Annotated in this window: 20 protein-coding genes and 5 tRNA genes; 9 read left to right on the forward strand and 16 right to left on the reverse strand. The window is 71.4% G+C overall.

Going from position 1 to position 19807, the window contains the following annotated elements:
• Positions 1-15 precede the first annotated feature (15 nt).
• The 3 genes from ADL08_RS19185 to ADL08_RS19195 form a co-directional block, all read right to left on the reverse strand.
• Positions 16-1155 (reverse strand): D-alanine--D-alanine ligase family protein, encoded by a 1140-nt coding sequence (locus ADL08_RS19185; protein ID WP_053644561.1) that lies wholly within the window; start codon positions 1153-1155, stop codon positions 16-18.
• A gap of 91 nt (positions 1156-1246) precedes the next feature.
• The gene (locus tag ADL08_RS19190) at positions 1247-2248 is read right to left on the reverse strand and encodes an NAD(P)H-dependent glycerol-3-phosphate dehydrogenase (RefSeq protein ID WP_078967991.1); all 1002 of its coding nucleotides are present in this window, start codon (positions 2246-2248) and stop codon (positions 1247-1249) included.
• Positions 2245-2997, reverse strand: a complete 753-nt coding sequence (locus ADL08_RS19195) for a lysophospholipid acyltransferase family protein (RefSeq protein ID WP_053644563.1) — start codon at positions 2995-2997, stop codon at positions 2245-2247. The genes ADL08_RS19190 and ADL08_RS19195 overlap by 4 nt, the downstream gene beginning before the upstream one ends.
• Positions 2998-3122: 125 nt before the next feature.
• On the opposite strand from ADL08_RS19195, the gene cofC reads away from it, so the two are divergent.
• Together cofC and ADL08_RS19205 are read left to right on the forward strand one after the other, a co-directional pair.
• Complete coding sequence (cofC, locus tag ADL08_RS19200; protein WP_053644565.1) at positions 3123-3770, forward strand: 2-phospho-L-lactate guanylyltransferase; 648 nt, start codon at positions 3123-3125, stop codon at positions 3768-3770.
• A 10-nt stretch (positions 3771-3780) separates the two neighbouring features.
• On the forward strand, positions 3781-3990 hold the full coding sequence (locus ADL08_RS19205) for a hypothetical protein (RefSeq protein WP_053644568.1): 210 nt from the start codon (positions 3781-3783) through the stop codon (positions 3988-3990).
• A gap of 79 nt (positions 3991-4069) precedes the next feature.
• Here the strand turns inward: ADL08_RS19205 and ADL08_RS19210 are convergent, their stop codons facing one another.
• The 4 genes from ADL08_RS19210 to leuC all read right to left on the reverse strand — a co-directional run bounded on the left by ADL08_RS19210 (position 4070) and on the right by leuC (position 7268).
• Entirely contained in the window at positions 4070-4768 is a 699-nt protein-coding gene (locus tag ADL08_RS19210) for an HU family DNA-binding protein (RefSeq protein ID WP_053644569.1), read from the reverse strand.
• A gap of 143 nt (positions 4769-4911) precedes the next feature.
• Positions 4912-5139, reverse strand: coding sequence for a hypothetical protein (locus tag ADL08_RS19215; protein WP_053644571.1), 228 nt, complete (start codon positions 5137-5139; stop codon positions 4912-4914).
• Positions 5140-5243: 104 nt separating this feature from the next.
• Entirely contained in the window at positions 5244-5837 is a 594-nt protein-coding gene (gene leuD, locus ADL08_RS19220) for a 3-isopropylmalate dehydratase small subunit (RefSeq protein ID WP_053644575.1), read from the reverse strand.
• Between the two features lie 6 nt (positions 5838-5843).
• The gene (gene leuC, locus ADL08_RS19225) at positions 5844-7268 is read right to left on the reverse strand and encodes a 3-isopropylmalate dehydratase large subunit (RefSeq protein ID WP_053644577.1); all 1425 of its coding nucleotides are present in this window, start codon (positions 7266-7268) and stop codon (positions 5844-5846) included.
• Between the two features lie 140 nt (positions 7269-7408).
• Between leuC and ndgR the strand changes: the two genes are divergently transcribed.
• Positions 7409-8125 (forward strand): IclR family transcriptional regulator NdgR, encoded by a 717-nt coding sequence (gene ndgR / locus ADL08_RS19230; RefSeq protein WP_053644579.1) that lies wholly within the window; start codon positions 7409-7411, stop codon positions 8123-8125.
• A 125-nt stretch (positions 8126-8250) separates the two neighbouring features.
• On the opposite strand, the gene ADL08_RS19235 is transcribed toward ndgR, so the two are convergent.
• The 6 genes from ADL08_RS19235 to ADL08_RS19260 all read right to left on the reverse strand — a co-directional run bounded on the left by ADL08_RS19235 (position 8251) and on the right by ADL08_RS19260 (position 9607).
• A tRNA-Glu gene (locus ADL08_RS19235) sits at positions 8251-8323 on the reverse strand.
• A 39-nt stretch (positions 8324-8362) separates the two neighbouring features.
• Positions 8363-8434, reverse strand: a tRNA-Gln gene (locus ADL08_RS19240).
• A gap of 14 nt (positions 8435-8448) precedes the next feature.
• A tRNA-Glu gene (locus ADL08_RS19245) sits at positions 8449-8521 on the reverse strand.
• An 84-nt stretch (positions 8522-8605) separates the two neighbouring features.
• A tRNA-Glu gene (locus ADL08_RS19250) sits at positions 8606-8678 on the reverse strand.
• 42 nt (positions 8679-8720) lie between these two features.
• Positions 8721-8792, reverse strand: a tRNA-Gln gene (locus ADL08_RS19255).
• Between the two features lie 92 nt (positions 8793-8884).
• Complete coding sequence (locus tag ADL08_RS19260) at positions 8885-9607, reverse strand: HAD family hydrolase (RefSeq protein ID WP_053644581.1); 723 nt, start codon at positions 9605-9607, stop codon at positions 8885-8887.
• A gap of 165 nt (positions 9608-9772) precedes the next feature.
• Here ADL08_RS19260 and ADL08_RS19265 point away from each other — a divergent pair, with 165 nt between their 5' ends.
• Both ADL08_RS19265 and ADL08_RS19270 read left to right on the forward strand, forming a co-directional pair.
• Positions 9773-10216, forward strand: a complete 444-nt coding sequence (locus tag ADL08_RS19265) for a peptidase inhibitor family I36 protein (RefSeq protein WP_053644583.1) — start codon at positions 9773-9775, stop codon at positions 10214-10216.
• 5 nt (positions 10217-10221) lie between these two features.
• Positions 10222-11166, forward strand: a complete 945-nt coding sequence (locus ADL08_RS19270) for a hypothetical protein (protein ID WP_053644587.1) — start codon at positions 10222-10224, stop codon at positions 11164-11166.
• A gap of 75 nt (positions 11167-11241) precedes the next feature.
• Here the strand turns inward: ADL08_RS19270 and gltX are convergent, their stop codons facing one another.
• From gltX to ADL08_RS19285, 3 genes are all read right to left on the reverse strand, one after another.
• On the reverse strand, positions 11242-12756 hold the full coding sequence (gene gltX / locus ADL08_RS19275) for a glutamate--tRNA ligase (protein WP_053644588.1): 1515 nt from the start codon (positions 12754-12756) through the stop codon (positions 11242-11244).
• Positions 12749-13543: a fumarylacetoacetate hydrolase family protein gene (locus ADL08_RS19280; protein ID WP_053644590.1), complete on the reverse strand. Its 795-nt coding sequence runs from the start codon at positions 13541-13543 to the stop codon at positions 12749-12751. Before ADL08_RS19280 ends, gltX begins: the two co-directional genes overlap by 8 nt.
• A 151-nt stretch (positions 13544-13694) precedes the next feature.
• On the reverse strand, positions 13695-13898 hold the full coding sequence (locus ADL08_RS19285; protein ID WP_053644592.1) for a hypothetical protein: 204 nt from the start codon (positions 13896-13898) through the stop codon (positions 13695-13697).
• Positions 13899-14467: 569 nt separating this feature from the next.
• Here ADL08_RS19285 and ADL08_RS19290 point away from each other — a divergent pair.
• The 4 genes from ADL08_RS19290 to ADL08_RS19305 form a co-directional block, all read left to right on the forward strand.
• Positions 14468-18283, forward strand: a complete 3816-nt coding sequence (locus ADL08_RS19290) for a nitrate- and nitrite sensing domain-containing protein (RefSeq protein ID WP_053644596.1) — start codon at positions 14468-14470, stop codon at positions 18281-18283.
• 9 nt (positions 18284-18292) lie between these two features.
• On the forward strand, positions 18293-18706 hold the full coding sequence (locus ADL08_RS19295; RefSeq protein WP_053644606.1) for a roadblock/LC7 domain-containing protein: 414 nt from the start codon (positions 18293-18295) through the stop codon (positions 18704-18706).
• A gap of 161 nt (positions 18707-18867) precedes the next feature.
• Positions 18868-19272, forward strand: a complete 405-nt coding sequence (locus tag ADL08_RS19300) for a DUF742 domain-containing protein (protein ID WP_017235980.1) — start codon at positions 18868-18870, stop codon at positions 19270-19272.
• Positions 19253-19807, forward strand: a 555-nt coding sequence (locus ADL08_RS19305; protein WP_078967996.1) for a GTP-binding protein, incomplete at its 3' end; no start/stop codon positions are given. The genes ADL08_RS19300 and ADL08_RS19305, both read left to right, overlap by 20 nt.

Raw genomic sequence — 19807 nt, forward strand, 5'->3', positions numbered from 1 at the left:
CCCGGCCCCGGTCGGCTAGCGCAGGCCCGTGGAGCGGGTCAGCGCGGCCTGGAGGAGCCGGTCGACCAGCTCGGGGTAGCTCACGCCGCTCTCCTGCCACATGCGCGGGTACATGGAGATGGGCGTGAAGCCCGGCATGGTGTTGATCTCGTTGATGACGAACCCGCCGTCCTCGGTGAGGAAGAAGTCGGCGCGGACCAGGCCCTCGCAGGAGACGGCCTCGTAGGCGGCGACGGCCAGGCGCTGGATCTCGGCGGTGGCCTCGTCCCCGATGGGGGCGGGCACGATGCCGGAGGCCGAGTCGATGTACTTCGCCTCGAAGTCGTAGAAGTCGTGGTCGGTGACGGGCGGGATCTCGGCCGGCACGCTGGCGCGCGGGCCGTCCTCGAACTCCAGGACGCCGCACTCGATCTCGCGGCCGCGGACCAGCGCCTCCACGATGACCTTGGGGTCGTGGCGGCGGGCCTCCTCGACGGCCTCGTCGAGGCCGGAGAGGTCGTCGACCTTGGTGATGCCCACGGACGAGCCGCCGCGGGCGGGCTTCACGAAGAGCGGCCAGCCGTGGTCGGCGGCGAACTCGACGATCTTCTTGCGGGCGGCGGCCGGGTTCTGCTCCCACTCGCGCGGCCGGACGACCTCGTACGGGCCGACCGGGAGGCCGAAGGAGACGAAGACCCGCTTCATGTACTCCTTGTCCTGGCCGACGGCGGAGGCGAGGACGCCCGCGCCGACGTAGGGGACGCCGGAGAGCTCCAGGAGGCCCTGGAGGGTGCCGTCCTCGCCGTACGGGCCGTGGAGGACGGGGAAGACCACGTCGACCTCGCCGAGGGCGCGCGGCACGGCGCCGGGCTCGGCGAGGACGACCTCGCGATTGGCGGGGTCGACGGAGAGGACGACGCCGCCCCGCTCGGACTCGGCGAGGTCGGCGACGTTCGGCAGGGCGCGGTCGGCGATGCCCATCCGCTCCGGGGCGTCGGCGGTGAGCGCCCAGCGCCCGTCCGTCGTGATGCCGATGGGCAGCACGTCGTACTTGTCCCGGTCGATGGCGCTCAGGACGGCGCCGGCCGTGACGACGGAGATGGCGTGCTCGGAGCTGCGTCCGCCGAAGACGACGGCCACGCGCGGCTTGCGGGGGCTCTGGGTGTTCTCGCTCATATCGCGATGAGGGTACCTTGCGGTTCCCGAACTCCTGAGCGCCCCGCCGCGCGCGCGTCCGGGTCGCCCGGGCGCGCGGGGCTCCGCGGGCTCAGCGGCGTTCGGGCTTGGCCGAGCGCGACATGAGCTCCTTGAGGGCCACGATCGGCGGCTTGCCCTCGTGGACGATGGAGACGACGGTCTCGGTGATGGGCATGTCGACGCCGTGGCGGCGGCCCAGATCGAGCACCGACTCGCAGGACTTGACGCCCTCGGCGGTCTGCTTGGTGGCCGCGATGGTCTCCTGGAGGGTCATCCCGCGGCCGAGGTTGGTGCCGAAGGTGTGGTTCCGGGAGAGCGGCGAGGAGCAGGTGGCGACGAGGTCGCCGAGGCCCGCGAGGCCGGAGAAGGTGAGCGGGTCGGCGCCCATGGCGAGGCCGAGGCGGGTGGTCTCGGCGAGGCCGCGGGTGATGAGCGTGGCCTTGGAGTTGTCGCCGAGGCCCATGCCGTCCGTGATGCCCACGGCGAGGCCGATGACGTTCTTGACGGCCCCGCCGAGCTCGCAGCCCACCACGTCGGTGTTGGTGTACGGGCGGAAGTACGGGGTCAGGCAGGCGGTCTGGAGCCGCCGGGCGACCGTCTCGTCGACGCAGGCGGCGACGGCCGCGGCGGGCTGCCGGGCGGCGATCTCCTTGGCCAGGTTGGGGCCGGTGAGGACGGCGACGCGCTCGGCGGGGACGTCCGCGACCTCGGTGATCACCTCGCTCATCCGCTTGGCGGTGCCGAGTTCGACGCCCTTCATGAGGGAGACGAGGACGGTGTCGGGGGCGAGGAGCGGCGTCCAGGCGGCCAGGTTGCCGCGGAGGGTCTGGGAGGGGACGACGAGGACGGTGAAGTCGGCGTCCGCCGCGGCCTCGGCCGGGTCGGCGGTGGCCGTGACCGCCCCGGGGAGTTCGACCCCGGGCAGGTAGTCCGGGTTGACGCGGGTGGCGTTGATCTCCTTCGCGAGCTCGGCGCGGCGGCCCCAGAGGCTCACCTCGCAGCCCGCGTCGGCGAGCACCATGGCGAAGGCGGTGCCCCAGGATCCGTTGCCGAAGACGGCTGCCTTGGTCACTTGGTGCCTCCTTCGGCGGCCTTGCGCCGCTGTTCCAGGCGGGCCCTGCGGTGGTCGTACGGCTCGTCGGGCGCCTTCTCGCCGCGGACCTCCTCCAGGAGGGCGGTGATGGCGGCCATGATGGTCTCGGTGGCCTCGCGGAGCACCTCGGGCGTGGGGTCGAGGCCGTGGAAGCGGGAGAGGTCGACCGGCGGACCGGCCTGCACGATCAGCGTCTTGCGGGGGAACAGCCGGAACTTGTTCTCCTTGGCGTACGGCGGCATCGCGAGGTTCGCGCCCCACTGGGCCACCGGGATGACGGGGGCCTCGGTGAGCAGCGCGACGCGGGCGGCGCCGGTCTTGCCGGCCATGGGCCACATCTCGGGGTCGCGGGTCAGGGTGCCCTCGGGGTAGAAGGCGACGCACTCGCCCCGCTCGATGGCGTCGACGGCGGCGCGGAAGGCGTCCAGCGCGTCGGTCGTCTCGCGGTAGACCGGGATCTGTCCGGTGCCGCGCAGCATCGTGCCGACGAAGGAGCCCTTGAAGAGGGCGGCCTTGGCGAGGAAGCGCGGGACGCGGCCGGTGTTGTACTGGTAGTGCGCGTAGGAGAGCGGGTCCAGGTAGGAGTTGTGGTTGACCGCGGTGATGAATCCGCCGTCTTCCGGAATGTGCTCCGTGCCGCGCCAGTCCCGCTTGAACAGAACCACCAGGGGGGGTTTGGCGATGACCGCCGCGAGGCGGTACCAGAAGCCGATTCTGCGGCGGGGCACGCTGACACCTTTCTCCGGGACCGGCTGGCAGGGGGTCAGTGTCGCCCCGTGCTCCTGGTCTGTCGAGGACACCGTACGCCCCGGCCCCTCCGGCGGGCCGCGTGGGCGGGACAGAATGGTCCGCGATGAACACCGATGCGGACGACGGCTGGTCCCTCGTCGTACCCCTGAAGCCCCTTGCCCTGGCGAAGAGCAGGCTGGCCGCGGCGGCGGGGGCGGGGCTGCGTCCCCGGCTCGCGCTCGCGTTCGCCGAGGACACCGTGGGGGCGGTGCTGGACTGCGCGCGGGTGCGGGAGGCGGTGGTCGTCACCGACGATCCCGCGGCCGCCCGGGCCCTCGCGGCGCTGGGCGCGCGGATCGTGCCGGACGTCCCGGCGGCGGGGCTCAACGCGGCGCTCGCGCACGGGGCGCGGGCCGTGCGGGCACGGCGGCCGCACGCGCGCGTGGCGGCGCTCAACGCGGACCTCCCCGCGCTGCGCCCGGCGGACCTGGCCCGGGTCCTGGACGCGGCCCTGGCATTTCCGAGGGCATTTCTCGCGGACGCCGCCGAAATCGGTACGACATTCCTCTCGGCCGCTCCGGGGGTGGAATTGGCACCGGCATTCGGGGGGGCGTCGAGGCTGCGGCATTTGTCGTCGGGGGCGGTGGAAATCCGGCTCGCGGGGGTGGATTCCGTACGCCGGGACGTGGACACCGGGGAGGATCTGGCGGCGGCCCGGGAGCTGGGGCTCGGCCCGCGGACGGCCGCCCGGTGGCTGCCGGCGGCCGGATAGGCTGCGGTCCATGCAGGCGACCGCGTTCACGTACGACCCCGAGACCCGCAGCGGCAGCGTGCTGCTCGACGACGGCACCCCGGTGGAGTTCGGGGCGCAGGCCTTCGAGGCGGGCGGGCTGCTGTTGCTGCGGCCGGGACAGCGCGTACGGATCGAGACGGAGCCGGGCGGCCCGGGGGCCGGTCCGCGGATCACGCTCGTGACGCTCCAGACCTTCTGAGGGGCCCGGGGGCCTCCGGACGCGCCGCGGGCCGGGCTCCCCGAGGGGAGCCCGGCCCGGCGGATCGTTCCCGCACGTCCTACTTCTTGGCGGCGGTCTTCTTGGCGGTGGTCTTGCGCGCCGTCGTCTTCTTGGCGGGCGCCTTCGTCGCCGTGGCCTTCTTCGCGGCCGGCGCGGTCTTCTTCGCCGCGCTGGTCTTCTTGGCCGCGGCGGCCGTGGTGGTCTTCTTCGCGGCGGCGGAGGTCTTCTTGGCCGCGGCGGTGGTCGCGGTCTTCTTCGCCGGGGTCGCCTTCTTGGCGGCGGCCGTGGTGGTCTTCGCGGGCGCCGTCTTCTTGGCGACGGTCGCGGTGGTCTTCTTCGCCGGGGTCGCCTTCTTCGCGGCGGCCTTCTTGGCGGTGGTGGCCCTCTTGGCGGCGGCCTTCTTCACGGTCGCGGAGGCGCCGCCGGTGAGGCTGCCCTTGGGGGCCTTCTTGACGGAGACCTCGCCGCCCTTGGGGAGCTTCTTCGAGCCGCTGACCAGGTCCTTGAAGCCCTGACCTGCGCGGAAGCGGGGGACGGAGGTCTTCTTCACGCGGACCCGCTCACCCGTCTGCGGGTTGCGGGCGTAGCGGGCCGGCCGGTCGACCTTCTCGAACGAGCCGAAACCCGTGACGGAGACCCGGTCGCCGCCGACCACGGCGCGCACGATGGCGTCGAGCACGTGGTCGACGGCTTCGGCGGCCTGCTGGCGACCGCCCATCTTGTCGGCAATCGCTTCTACGAGCTGCGCCTTGTTCACGTCTTCCCCTTCGGAGACATTGCCAGAACGAAAGTGTTCAAGCTTTTTCGCACGTTAGGCATGTATATACCGCAAATCAAACACGAAACGGTCTAATCACCCTAGTGCCGCAACGCTGAAGAGCCGTTGCGGAGTTCCTGGTGTCAGTCGTCCTCTGGGAATCGGCCCTCGTTGAGGTCCTTCATCAACCGGTCCAGACGCGCCGCCGCGTCCTTGAGATCGTGCTTCGCCGCGGCCGTCACGACCAGCAGCTTCCGGGACAGCGCCATCCTTACGCCCTCCGGGACTTGCAGTGAGCGCACCCTTGTGTGCGCTTCCTTCAATCGGGCGGCGACTGCCTCGTAGAGCTCGAGTTGGCTGTCGCGTTCCATGCACCGATTGTGCCATCTAGGGCGAGTTGTCGCCCGACAGGGGCCCAACAAGCGACTGCGCCCCCCACCGGAAGGTGGGGGGCGCAGTCTTGGAAAAGCGCTGCTCAGACCGTAATTGTACGGGGTTTGAAGGAGGGCCTGGCCGCCTCGTAGGCCGCGATGTCGCCTTCGTTCTGAAGGGTGAGGCTGATGTCGTCGAGTCCGTTCAGGAGGCGCCAGCGGGCGTTCTCGTCGAGTTCGAAGTCGGCGTCGATCCCGGCGGCCAGGACCTTGCGGCGCTCCAGGTCGACGGTGACCTCGGCGGTCGGGTCGGCCTCGGTCAGCTCCCAGAGCGCGTCCACCGTCTCCTGCGGGAGGACGACGGTCAGCAGGCCGTTCTTCAGCGAGTTGCCGCGGAAGATGTCGGCGAAGCGGGCGGAGATCACGGCCTGGAAGCCGTAGTTCTGGAGCGCCCAGACGGCGTGCTCGCGGGAGGAGCCGGTGCCGAAGTCGGGGCCGGCGACCAGGACCGTGGCGCCCTGCCGCTCGGGGCGGTTGAGGACGAAGTCGGAGTCCTTGCGCCAGGCCTCGAAGAGGCCGTCCTCGAAGCCGTCGCGGGTGACCTTCTTCAGCCAGTGCGCGGGGATGATCTGGTCGGTGTCGACGTTGCTGCGGCGCAGCGGGACGGCCCGGCCGGTGTGCGTGGTGAAAGCTTCCATGGCTCCTCAGACCCCCGCGGGAGTGGCGACGTCGGACAGATCGGCCGGGGAGGCCAGATGGCCCAGTACGGCGGTGGCGGCGGCGACCTGGGGCGAGACCAGGTGGGTCCGGCCGCCCTTGCCCTGCCGGCCCTCGAAGTTGCGGTTGGAGGTGGACGCGGAGCGCTCGCCGGGGGCCAGTTGGTCGGGGTTCATGCCCAGGCACATCGAGCAGCCCGCGTGCCGCCATTCGGCGCCGGCCTCCTTGAAGACCTTGTCCAGACCCTCCTCGACGGCCTGGAGGGCGACCCGGACGGAGCCGGGGACGACCAGCATCCGGACCCCGTCGGCGACCCTGCGGCCCTGGAGCAGGCCGGCGGCGTTGCGCAGGTCCTCGATGCGGCCGTTGGTGCAGGAGCCTACGAAGACGGTGTCGACCTTGATGTCGCGCAGCGGCTGCCCGGCGGTCAACCCCATGTACTCCAGGGCCTTTTCGGCGGCGAGGCGCTCCGAAGCGTCTTCGTACGAAGCCGGGTCGGGGACGTTCGCCGAAAGCGGGGCGCCCTGGCCGGGGTTGGTGCCCCAGGTGACGAACGGCGCCAGGGAGGCGGCGTCGACGACGACCTCGGCGTCGAAGACCGCGTCCTCGTCGGACCTCAGGGTCCTCCAGTACGCGACGGCGGCGTCCCAGTCCTCGCCCTCGGGGGCGTGGGCGCGGCCCTTCAGATAGGCGAAGGTGGTCTCGTCGGGGGCGATCATGCCCGCGCGGGCGCCGGCCTCGATGGACATGTTGCAGATGGTCATCCGGGCCTCCATCGAGAGCTTCTCGATGGCGGAGCCGCGGTACTCCAGGATGTAGCCCTGGCCGCCGCCGGTGCCGATCTTCGTGATGATCGCCAGGATCAGGTCCTTGGCGGTGACGTCCTCGGGCAGTTCGCCGTCGACCGTGATGGCCATGGTCTTCGGACGGGCGAGGGGCAGCGTCTGGGTGGCGAGGACGTGCTCGACCTGGCTGGTGCCGATGCCGAACGCCAGCGCGCCGAAGGCGCCGTGCGTGGAGGTGTGGGAGTCGCCGCAGACGACGGTGGTGCCGGGCTGGGTCAGACCCAGCTGGGGGCCCACGACGTGGACGACGCCCTGCTCGACGTCGCCCAGCGGGTGCAGCCGGACGCCGAACTCGGCACAGTTCTTGCGGAGGGTCTCCAGCTGGGCGCGGGAGACGGGGTCGGCGATCGGCTTGTCGATGTCGAGGGTCGGGGTGTTGTGGTCCTCGGTGGCGATGGTGAGGTCCAGGCGCCGCACCTGGCGGCCGTTCTGGCGGAGGCCGTCGAAGGCCTGCGGGCTGGTCACCTCGTGCAGCAGGTGCAGATCGATGAAGAGGAGGTCGGGTTCGCCCTCGGCGCGCCGGACGACGTGGTCGTCCCAGACCTTCTCCGCGAGTGTCCTACCCATCGCTTTCCCTCCGGCCGGCGTCTGCGCCGGCACAACTAGAGACCCGTTTCGCGGGCCGTTGTGCGGCCGCCCCACCAGAGTGACAAGTTCCTCGGGAAATTGAACTTGCGTTTCACAGAGTGAGACGCGAATATCGTTGCATGGACAACTCTAGCGGCGTAGGCGTTCTCGACAAGGCAGCCCTTGTCCTGAGCGCCCTGGAGTCCGGTCCGGCCACCCTCGCAGGACTGGTCGCGGCGACGGGACTCGCACGACCCACGGCACATCGTCTCGCCGTGGCACTGGAACACCACCGGATGGTGGCGCGTGACATGCAGGGCCGGTTCATCCTCGGACCGCGCCTCGCGGAGCTCGCCGCCGCGGCCGGCGAGGACCGCCTCCTCGCGACCGCGGGTCCGGTGCTCACGCATCTGCGCGACGTCACCGGCGAGAGCGCCCAGCTCTACCGGCGCCAGGGCGACATGCGCATCTGCGTGGCGGCGGCCGAGCGGCTCTCGGGCCTCCGGGACACGGTCCCGGTCGGCTCGACGCTGACGATGAAGGCCGGTTCGTCGGCGCAGATCCTGATGGCCTGGGAGGAGCCCGAGCGGCTGCACCGCGGCCTCCAGGGCGCCCGCTTCACGGCGACGGCCCTGTCGGGCGTACGGCGCCGCGGCTGGGCCCAGTCGATCGGCGAGCGGGAGCCGGGCGTCGCGTCCGTCTCCGCGCCCGTGCGCGGCCCCTCGAACCGCGTGGTGGCCGCCGTGTCGGTCTCGGGCCCCATCGAGCGCCTGACGCGCCACCCGGGCCGCATGCACGCCCAGGCGATCATCGACGCCGCCGCCCGCCTCTCCGAGGCGCTCCGCCGCAACGGCTGACGCGCTCCGTTCCTCCTGTTCGTCCCGGCCCACCGCTTCAACGCCGCAGCGGTGGGCCGGAGTTGTGCGTGCCGTCGGGAACGACGAAGAAGCCCTCCCCCGAAGGGAAGGGCTTCTTCGTCTTGTACCCCCGACCGGATTCGAACCGGCGCTACCGCCTTGAGAGGGCGGCGTGCTAGGCCGCTACACAACGGGGGCCTTGCGGATCGGATCCGCGGTGCAGATGAGCTCTGCGAGCTGGCCTACCTGGACTCGAACCAAGAATGACGGTACCAGAAACCGTAGTGTTGCCAATTACACCATAGGCCATGGTGGTTGCACCGTACCCCCGACCGGATTCGAACCGGCGCTACCGCCTTGAGAGGGCGGCGTGCTAGGCCGCTACACAACGGGGGCCCTAGCGATCCCACCCGGCCGGAGCCGGGTGATGTCACCGCAGATCCACCGGGAGCTACCCAAGTGATCTACAGGATGGATCTGTACCCCCGACCGGATTCGAACCGGCGCTACCGCCTTGAGAGGGCGGCGTGCTAGGCCGCTACACAACGGGGGCCTTGCGGATCAGATCCGCGGATTGCAGATAAAGCTCTGCGAGCTGGCCTACCTGGACTCGAACCAAGACTAACGGAACCAGAAACCGTCGTGCTGCCAATTACACCATAGGCCACCGGGGCAGCCTCCCCACCAGGGGGATCCTGCTCGGCTTGCGCTTTCCGGGTTCTTGCCTTTCGGCTTGCTCCCCTCGGCGCAGGAAGAACATTACCCGAAGGTGGACCGCGCTCCAAAACGGGTAGCCCCGCGCAGCAGGTCCGGGAGCTGGCTCAGCTCCGTGATCCGCTCCAGCTCGGGCCGGCCGCCGGTGCCCGCGCGGTCCAGCCAGACGCCCAGGAGCCCCGCCTCCGCCGCGCCCCGGGCGTCGATGTCCGGCTGGTCCCCGACGTACGCCACCTGGTGCGGGGGCAGGCCGAGGGCGGTGCAGGCGGCGTGGAAGGCCTCCGGGGCGGGCTTGGCCACGCCGAGCTCCGCGGCGCACAGGACGGCCTCGAAGCGGTCCCGGACGCCCAGGACCCGCAGCTTGCGCTCCTGGTTGCGGATGCTGGAGTTCGACAGGACCGCGTGACGGTAGTCACGGGCCAGCAGGTCGAGCACGGGCACGGTGTCGGGGAAGAGCGCCCAGGCCGCCTCGTAGTGGACGACGTACCGGTCGAACCAGGCGTCGGCCTCGGCGGGGGTGAGCTCCGGCCTGCCGAGGAAGTCGCGGACCCGGTCGCGCCGCTGGTCCAGGAAGTCGCCGCCCTCCCTTTCGAAGCGGCGCCAGTGGAGGGTGGTGAGCTCCCGCCACCGGTCGAGGGCCGCCTCCACCGTGCCGAACCCGTCGAGGAGCCCCTCGGCCGCGAGGTGGCCGCGCATGCCGGCCGTGTCGGCCGTGGCGTAGTCGAAGATCGTGTCGTCGATGTCCCAGAGGACCGCCCGGATAACCATGGCATTCACCGTACCCGAACGGCATGGAATGAGACCAAACATTCCATTGCACCCGGAATTTGAAATTCCGCATCCCGGCGTGAAAGGCGACCTTGACGCTGCCCGGAACGGCTCGGATAGGATCCTTCCGCCCTGCCAGCCACCCATTGTTCAAGGGGAGAAAAGATGAGCCTGCTCCGCCGGTCCGCCTCCATGGCAATCCCCGCCGTAGTCGTCATCGGTTTCGGTGCCGCGCCCGCCCAGGCCGATACCGGGCTTTACTGCGACAACTACTACGACAATTGCGGGGCCTTCTACTTCAACAGCAACACGAGCGGCTCCCACATCGTCTTCACCGGCTTGAAGGGCCAGCAGGGCAGCATTCCCGACCTCGCCCCCTACAAGTTCCTGGGCCCCGGAAACGGCAAGGGCCAGTCGGTGAAGAACAACGCCGCCTCGTTCTACAACGGAAGCTTCCAGATCACCACGGTCTTCTTCAACAGCAACTACAGCGGCCCGTGCGACAGCTTCGAGCCGCACGCCACGGCCAAGCAGCTCCGGAACACGTACAACGAGAACGCCTCGCTCGGTTTCGGCCGGTCCGGGGTCAACTGCTACAAGTTCAACTGACGGGGATGCGACGTCCGGCGCCGGCCGCGCTCGTCCTCTGCGCCGCCCTGGTCGGGTGCTCCGCCGCCGAGCGGCCCGCGCCGTCCGCCCCGACGACGGGAGGCACCACCGGGACGGGCACGCACTCCCCCGCCACGCCCGGCACCGCTCCCGCCGCTCCCGCCGCTCCCGCCGCTCCCGCCGCCGAGAGCGCGTACACCTTCCGGCTGCCCATGGCCCGTTACAGCTATACCGAGGCCGAATACGCCCTTGTCCAATCCGCCGAGCACGTGCTGGCGAAACGGTGCATGGCCCGCTATTCCCTCTCCTACCGGCCGCCGGCCCCCGTTCCCCCGCCCCCGTCCGTGGACCGGCGTTACGGTCTGGCCGAGAAAAGCGGTGCCGACCGGTTCGGCTATCGCGTGCCACCGGCCCCCACCCTGCCTCCGGCGGACGAACGGCTCGGCGCGACGGAGATTCTCGTCCTGTACGGACGGCAGGGCGCCCGGGGCAGGACGGGAAAGCTCGAACACGACGGGAAAATCATTCCGGAGAAAGGCTGCCTCGGGCAGGCCATGGAGGATTTCCGCAAGGGGTACGAACATCCCGCGGGAGCCGAGGCGGCGAGCCGGATAGCGACGCGGAGCCACCGGGAATCCCTGGCCGATCCGAAGGTGCGGGCCGTGCTCGAAAAGTGGTCCGCCTGCATGGCGGAGTCCGGATATTCCTACGCGTCCCCGCTGGAGCCGCTGGGGAAATACCTCGAAGGGCCCGTCACGGCCGAGGAGCGGGCGACCGCCGGAACGGACGTCGCCTGCAAGCGGAGCACCGGTCTCCTGGAGACGTGGTTCGGCGCGGAGTCGGAGATCCAGCGGCGGATGATCGCCCCGGAGTCCGCGGTCCTGGAGGAGCTGCGCGACCGGCACGTCCGGAAGCTGGCGGCGGCCCGGAGGATCGTCTCCGAGGGCTGAGCCCCGGCGCCCGGACACGCCGGAGGGCGGCGGCCGTTCTCCGGCCGCCGCCCTCCGGCGTCGTACGAGCGGTGCCTAGGCGGCGAGCTTCGCCAGGGCCGCGTCGATGCGGGCCAGGGTCTTCTCCTCGCCCAGGATCTCCAGGGACTCGAAGAGCGGCAGGCCGATCGTGCGGCCGGTGACCGCCACGCGGACCGGGGCCTGGGCCTTGCCGAGCTTGAGGCCGTGGGCCTCGCCGGCGGCCAGGACGGCGTTCTTGAGGGACTCGGGGTCGCTCCAGTCGGCGCCGGCGAGCTTCTCCCGGGCGGTGGTGAGGAGCGCGGCGGGCTCGCCCTTCATCGCCTTGTCCCATGAGGCCTGGTCGAAGACCGGCTCGTCCAGGAAGAGGAAGTCGACGTTGGCCGTGATGTCCGAGAGGACGGTGACGCGGGTCTGGGCGTGCGGCGCGATGGCGTCCCAGGCGGCCCGGTCGAAGTCCTCCGGCGCCCAGGGGGCGTGCGGGGCGCTCAGCCAGGGCTCGCAGGCCTCGGCGAACGCCTTCACGTCCAGCCTGCGGATGTGGTCGGCGTTGATCGACTCGGCCTTCTTGAGGTCGAAGCGGGCCGGGTTGGCGTTGACGTCGGCGATGTCGAACCTCTCCACCATCTCGGGGACGGTGAAGAGGTCCTGGTCGGCGGAGAAGGACCAGCCGAGCAGGGAGAGGTAGTTCAGCAGGCCCTCGGGGAGGAAGCCGCGCTCCCGGTAGAGGTTGAGGGAGGCCTGCGGGTCGCGCTTGGAGAGCTTCTTGTTGCCCTCGCCCATCACGTACGGCAGGTGGCCGAAGGCGGGGATCTCCTTGGCGACGCCCAGCTCGATCAGCGCCTCGTAGAGCGCGATCTGGCGCGGGGTGGAGGAGAGCAGGTCCTCGCCGCGCAGGACGTGGGTGATCTCCATCAGGGCGTCGTCGACCGGGTTGACCAGGGTGTAGAGCGGGGCGCCGTTGGCCCGGAGGATGCCGTAGTCCGGCACGTTCTCCGGGGTGAAGGTGAGCTCGCCGCGGACCAGGTCGGTGAAGGTGATCGGCTCGTCGGGCATCCGGAAGCGGACGATCGACGTGCGGCCCTCGGCCTCGTACGCGGCCTTCTGCTCGTCGGTGAGGTCGCGGCAGTGGCCGTCGTAGCCGGAGGGGCGGCCGGCGGCGCGGGCGGCCTCGCGGCGCTCGTCGAGCTCCTCGGTGGTGCAGTAGCAGGGGTACGCGCGGCCGGCGGCGAGCAGCTTGTCGGCGACGTCCTTGTAGATGTCCATCCGCTGCGACTGGCGGTACGGCGCGTGCGGGCCGCCGATCTCCGGGCCCTCGTCCCAGTCGAGGCCGAGCCAGCGCAGCGAGTCGAGCAGCTGCTGGTACGACTCCTCGGAGTCGCGCGCCGCGTCGGTGTCCTCGATGCGGAAGACCATGGTGCCCTGGTTGTGCCGGGCGAAGGCCCAGTTGAAGAGGGCGGTGCGGACCAGACCCACGTGGGGGTTGCCGGTCGGCGAGGGACAGAAACGGACGCGGGGGGGTACCCCCTGCTCGAGCGGAGTCGAGAGCTTGGGGGAGTTCGCGTTAGCCACGCTTGATCACCTTATTGGTGAGAGTGCCGATGCCTTCGATGGTGACGGCGACCTCGTCGCCGACGTTGAGGGGGCCGACCCCGGCCGGGGTGCCGGTGAGGATGACATCGCCGGGGAGCAGCGTCATGGCCTCGGTGATGTGGACGACCAGGTCCTCGATGGAGCGGATCATGTCGCTCGTGCGCCCGAGCTGGCGCTGTTCGCCGTTGACCGTGGCCTGGACGGTCAGGTCCCCGGCCTGCGCGAGGCCCAGCCCGGTCTCGACCCAGGGGCCCAGCGGGCAGGAGGTGTCGAAGCCCTTGGCGCGGGCCCACTGCTTCTCGCGCTTCTGGGCGTCGCGGGCGGTGACGTCGTTGGCGCAGGTGTAGCCGAAGATCACGTCCTGGACGCGTTCGCGGGGGACCTCGCGGCACATGCGGCCGATCACCACGGCCAGTTCGGCCTCGTGGTGCAGCTCGTCGGAGAAGGAGGGGTACTCGATGGCGTCGCCGGAGCCGATCACCGAGGTGGTGGGCTTGAAGAAGGCGACGGGGACGTCGGGGACCTCGTTGCCGAGTTCGGCGGCGTGCTCGGCGTAGTTGCGGCCGATGGCCACGACCTTGTTGGGGAGCACGGGCGGCAGGAGCCGTACCTTGCTCAGCGGGACCTTGGTGCCGCTGAGTTCGAAGTCGGTGTACGGGATGCCCTTGATGATGTCGAGGACGAGGCCGCCGGACTCGACGGTCCCCTCGCCCTCGACGGCGCCGAAGGCGACGTTGCCGTCGATGGAGAATCTGGCGATGCGCACGCGTGCTGTCGCCCCTCACTTGGTACTGGCTGGAGTCTGACGCTCCAGGCTAACGCGGCGGGGGGCCGCCGGACGGCGACGTACGGGCGCGCGGGCCGGTGGGAGCGGACCCCCCGGGGGGGCGGCGCGTCCTCGGCCCGCCGGGCGGGTCCTAGCCGGCGACCGTGGCGTACGGGGCGGGCTCGTACGGGGCCGGGGGCTGCATGAGGACGGTGCGGCGCGGGTTGGCCGTCCGGCCGGGCAGCTCGGCCGCGTACTCCGGCTGGGCGCCCCGGCCGAGCTGCGCGGCGTCCTGGAGGTGGACGAGGGTGGAGCGGCGGGGGTTGGCCGTGGTGCGGAGCGTCGTCTTGTTCATCGCGGTGATCAGACCTTGTTCCGGGACGGGCGCCCGTGCGGGCGCGTAGGGGTCGTAAAACGTCAGGCTAAACATGGGATCCCCTTCGAATGCATGGCTAAGACATCGATCGGCGTGTGAGTTTGCTCACCAACGACGGTATATTCCAGGCATTACGGACAGCAACCGGGCGTCCCGGAAAGGGACATTACGCCACTGAATGCTCTATTCCGCTCCTGATCATGTCGACTGGGACGCACGGGGATGCCGGGCCATTGGCGCAGAAAAGTCCGTTTCCTCCGAGATCATCTTCTACATGGGGTGACACCTCGGGCACACGTTGTCATACCCTTCCCGGCGCGACACGCGGCCCTTGTTGGAGATCCTGCACTGTGCTGGAATTCCCGCACCGCCGCGGGTTTCAAGCCGGCGCGCAGAGGCGCAACGAAGCGCCGGCCGAGTGGCGGGACGAAGGGGGAACTGCGCCGGTCACCGACGACCACCTGGGGTGCTCCACACACCCCGATCGACACCGACACCGCCCTCTCCGTTCATCCGGAAGGGCGCCTGGTCCAGAGGTTGCGACGCTAGTGCAGGGACGTTTCAAGAGGGATGGCTCCGGGTCCGCCCAGGCCCGTCAGGGCCGAGCGGATGCTCCGGCGGAGCAGGAACCGCGTGCCGGGGCCGACCGCGGTCCCTCGGCCTCGCACACCCCGAACCAGGGTCAGGGTCCGTCCGGCGAGGGCGGTGACGGCGGCCGTCGCGCGGGCGCCGCGGCCGCGCCGTCCGAGGCGTCCGCTCCGGCGCCCAAGGCCGAGAACGAGGTCGGCTCCCGAATAGCTCTTCGCAACTGGCGCATCTCCACGCGTCTGGTCGCGCTCCTCACCCTGCCCGTGGTCGCCGCGACCGCCCTGGGCGGCATCCGCATCAACGAGTCGCTCCAGGACATGGAGCAGCTCGACCACATGCAGCTGCTCACCAAGCTGACCCGTGAGGCGACGGACCTCGCCAAGGCCCTCCAGGCCGAGCGCGACCACTCCGCCGGCCCGCTGGCCAACGGCCGCCCGGTCAGCGACTACCAGGTCGCCAACCCGCGCCGGAAGACGGACCTGGAGTACAAGGCCTTCCTCGCCGCCACCGAGGAGATCCCCTCCACCGAGGGCGACGAGGCGCTGCGCAGCATCCGGCAGAACGTCAGCCAGATCGCCTCGCAGGTCACCGAGCTCCACTCCATCCGGGGCAGCGCGTACAAGAAGGACGTCTCCAACTCGGTGACGGTCGAGGCGTACAGCCGTCTCATCCGCTCGCTCCTGAGCCTGTCCCAGGACATGGCGCAGGCGACCAGCAACCCCGAGATGATCAAGCGGACCCGCGCGCTCGCCGCGTTCTCGTCCGCCAAGGAGTACGCCTCCATCCAGCAGGCGATCATCGCGGCGGCGCTGCCCCCGAACGACAGGGCGCGCGGCAAGATCGAGCAGGGCGACCGGCTGTACGGCGAGGCCGCGCTCAACAGTGAGAACGTCGAGCTCAAGTCCTTCCAGGCGATCTACAAGTCGACCGGTGGCGACGCCGACGAGCTGACCGCGACCCTGACCCGGGGCAACCCGTCGATCACCGCGGCCGACAAGTACGCCGAGCGCGTGCTCGGCTCGGAAAACATGATGCAGAACGGCCCCCGGCGCGGCCATCTGAACTTCACCGACGAGTACGGCACCAAGATCGCCGCGATGAACGTCATCGAGGCCGGTCTGCTCGGCCAGATGGAGTCCATGGCCCGTGAGCTGCGGCAGGAGTCGCAGCGCGAGGCCATCATCAACGGTGCGCTGATCCTGCTCGTCCTCGGCGTCTCGCTCGTCGGCGCCTTCGTCGTGGCCCGGTCCATGATCCGCTCGCTGCGCCGCCTCCAGGACACCGCGACCAAGGTCGCCCAGGAACGCCTGCCCGAGCTCGTCAAGCAGCTCTCCGAGTCCGACCCGCAGGACGTCGACACCTCCGTCGAGTCCGTCGGCGTGCACTCCCGGGACGAGATCGGCCAGGTGGCCGCGGCCTTCGACGACGTGCACCGCGAGGCCGTCCGCCTCGCCGCCGAGCAGGCCCTCCTCCGGGGCAACGTCAACGCGATGTTCACCAACCTCTCGCGCCGCTCCCAGGGCCTCATCCAGCGTCAGCTCTCGCTCATCTCCGAACTGGAGTCCCGCGAGGCCGACCCGGACCAGCTCTCCTCGCTCTTCAAGCTCGACCACCTCGCCACCCGCATGCGGCGTAACGGTGAGAACCTCCTCGTCCTCGCCGGTGAGGAGCCGGGCCGCCGCTGGACCCGTCCGGTCCCGCTGGTCGACGTGCTCCGCGCCGCCGCCTCCGAGGTGGAGCAGTACGAGCGCATCGAACTGGCCGCGGTCCCGGCGACCGAGGTCGCCGGCCGGGTCGTCAACGACCTCGTGCACCTCCTCGCCGAGCTGCTGGAGAACGCCACCTCGTTCTCCTCGCCGCAGACCAAGGTCCGGGTCACCGGTCACGCGCTGCCCGACGGCCGGGTGCTCGTCGAGATCCACGACACCGGCATCGGCCTCTCCCCCGAGGACCTGGCGGCGATCAACGAGCGGCTCGCCTCGCCGCCCACCGTGGACGTCTCGGTCTCCCGCCGCATGGGTCTGTTCGTGGTCGGCCGCCTGTCCCTGCGACACGGCATCCGCATCCAGCTGCGCCCCTCCGACTCGGGCGGCACCACCGCGCTCGTCATGCTCCCCGTCGACGTCGCCCAGGGCGGCAAGAAGCCCATGCCCAAGCCGGGCGCGGGCGGCCAGGGCGCGATGCCTCCGGGCGCCTCCGCCCCGGGCGGCCGACTGCCCGGCGGCCCCGGCGCGGCCGGCGGTCCCGGCGGACGTCCGGGCCAGGGCGGCGCGCCGTCCCAGGCGGCCGGACGCCTCGGCACCGGCGCCCCGCGCGGCCAGGTCGGCGCGGGCGGTTCCCGGGCCGCGCTGCCCGCCCGTGACGGCGCCCCGCTCGCCGGCGGCCCGCAGGGCGCGCCGCAGTCCCGCACCCCGCAGCCGCAGAACGCGCAGCTGGAGCAGACCGGCCGGCAGCCGCAGGCGCCCCAGGCCCCCGAGGCCCCGCGCCCGGGCGGCGGCGGCCTCATCGGCGGCGCCGCGAGCGCCATCCCCTCCCGCACGGACGTGTGGGGCAACCAGGGCAACCAGGGCGCCCCGCAGGCCGGTCCCGGCGCGCAGCAGCAGGCGCCGCAGGGCGGGTACGACTTCCCGCGCGCCGAGCTGCCTGGCGGCACCCCGCCGCAGCAGCAGCGTCCGCAGGCCGCGAGCTGGGGCAACGAGCAGGCCCCGCAGCAGCCGGTGCGCCGTCCGCAGCAGGAGATGTCCCCGCTGGACGCCCCGCGCGGTCACGAGGACCCGGAGGCGGGCCGGTACGCGGCTCCGCAGGGTCCCGGCTCCACGGGCCAGTTCCCGCGCCCCGACTTCGGCGGCCAGCAGGCCCCGCAGCAGCAGGCGCCCCACCAGCAGCAGCCGCAGCAGCCCCAGGTCCCGCAGGGGTACCAGGGCGGTGCGCAGGACCCGGCGTCGACGGCGCAGTTCCCGCGCCCGGACTTCGGCGCTCCGCAGGGTCCCGGCTCCACCGGCCAGTTCCCGCGCCCCGACTTCGGCGGCCAGCAGGCCCCGCAGCAGCAGGCGCCCCAGCAGCCGCAGGCCCCGCAGGGGTACCAGGGCGGCCAGCAGCAGCAGTTCGGCCGGCAGCCCTTCGTACCGCAGGCGCAGCCGCAGGCCCCGCAGCCCCCGGCGCCGCGTCAGCGGACCGGCGGGAACGACTTCGGCGCCCCGCGTCAGGCCGAGCCGGGCCGTCAGCAGCCGCAGCAGCCGCAGCTCCAGCAGCCGCGCCGTCCGGAGGCGCTGCCGCCGGCGAGCGGCGCGGGCGACGGCCGCACGCCGCTGTACGACAACCTGGAGACCAACTGGTTCCACCAGGACCAGGCGGCCCAGCAGGCCCAATCCCAGGACCCGGCGCAGACCGCGCAGGTCCCGGTCGTGCCGCACCCGTCCGCCCCGGCCCCCCGTCAGGGCGGCGACCAGGGCGCCGACGGCGGCCGCCAGAACGGCGGGGCCGCCTGGCGGACCTCGCCCAACGACGAGCTGGTGCGCCAGGCCGAGCGGGTCCGCAAGCCCGCGGCCGGCGGCGTCACCACCTCGGGCCTCCCCCGGCGCGTGCCGAAGGCCAACCTCGTGCCCGGGACCGCGCAGGAGCAGGCCCACACGGCCGGCCCCCAGGTCTCGCGTGCACCCGACGACGTCCGCGGCCGGCTCACCAATCTGCGCCGCGGCATTCAACAGGGCCGTCAGGCCGGTAACTCGACCACGGGTAATCACCACCTCGGTCCGAACCATCAGCAGGAGCGTTAGTTGAACGCGATGAGCCAGGCGGCGCAGAATCTGAACTGGTTGATCACCAATTTCGTGGACAACACCCCCGGGGTGTCGCACACGGTGGTGGTCTCCGCCGACGGACTCCTGCTGGCCATGTCCGAAGGATTCCCCCGCGACCGCGCCGACCAGCTGGCGGCGGTCGCGTCCGGACTGACCTCGCTGACCGCGGGCGCGTCCCGGATCTTCGAGGGCGGTCCGGTCGCGCAGACCGTCGTGGAGATGGAGCGCGGCTTCCTCTTCCTCATGCAGGTCTCGGACGGCTCCTCGCTGGCCGTGCTCGCCCACCCCGAGTGCGACATCGGCCTCGTGGGCTACGAGATGACGCTGCTGGTCGACCGGGCCGGCAGCGTGCTCACCCCGGACCTCCGCGCGGAGCTCCAGGGCAGCCTGCTGCACTAGCGGGTTCCGCACCCGGAGACCCCATCCCCGCACCGAATGACCGACAGGGCGGTACGCCCCTCCGTACCGCCCTGGAAACCGTTCACCGTCCGGCCGCCCCACCCGGCCCCCCACCGGCCCCATCAGACGGCAGAAGTCTTGCTGTCACGCCCGGAGGATCCATGACCCCGCCCCCCGCCTCTCACGATCCGTACGGCGCCTCAGTCGACGAGTACGGTCACGAGGGCGACCAGCCGCTGGTGCGTCCGTACGCGATGACCGGCGGCCGGACCCGGCCGCGCTACCAGCTCGCCATCGAGGCGCTGGTCAGCACCACGGCCGACCCGGCGCACCTCGCCACGCTGCTCCCCGAGCACCAGCGGATCTGCCACCTGTGCCGCGAGGTCAAGTCGGTGGCCGAGGTGTCGGCCCTCCTGTCGATGCCGCTCGGCGTCGCCAGGATCCTCGTCGCCGACCTGGCGGAGGCCGGCATGGTGGCGATCCACCAGCCGGGCAACGGAGAGACCGGCGGCACGCCGGACGTGACTCTGCTCGAAAGGGTGCTCAGTGGACTTCGCAAGCTCTAGCGGCGGTGCGGCCCGGTCGACCACCAGCGCGAAGATCGTGGTGGCGGGTGGCTTCGGCGTGGGCAAGACCACGTTCGTCGGCGCCGTCTCGGAGATCAACCCGCTGCGTACCGAGGCCGTGATGACGTCCGCCTCGGCGGGCATCGACGACCTCACCCACACGGGTGGCAAGACGACGACGACCGTGGCCATGGACTTCGGCCGCATCACGCTCGACCAGGACCTGATCCTGTACCTGTTCGGCACGCCGGGCCAGGACCGCTTCTGGTTCATGTGGGACGACCTGGTGCGGGGTGCCATCGGCGCCGTCGTCCTCGTCGACACCCGCCGTCTCGCCGACTGTTTCCCCGCGGTCGACTACTTCGAGAACTCGGGCCTTCCGTTCGTCATCGCCCTCAACGGCTTCGACGGCAGCCAGCCCTACCAGCCGGAGGAGGTCCGCGAGGCCCTCCAGATCGGCCCCGACACCCCCATCATCACCACCGACGCCCGCCACCGCGCCGACGCCAAGAGCGCGCTCATCACCCTCGTCGAG

This window comes from Streptomyces sp. NRRL F-6492, from assembly GCF_001280125.1.
Taxonomy (GTDB): domain Bacteria; phylum Actinomycetota; class Actinomycetes; order Streptomycetales; family Streptomycetaceae; genus Streptomyces.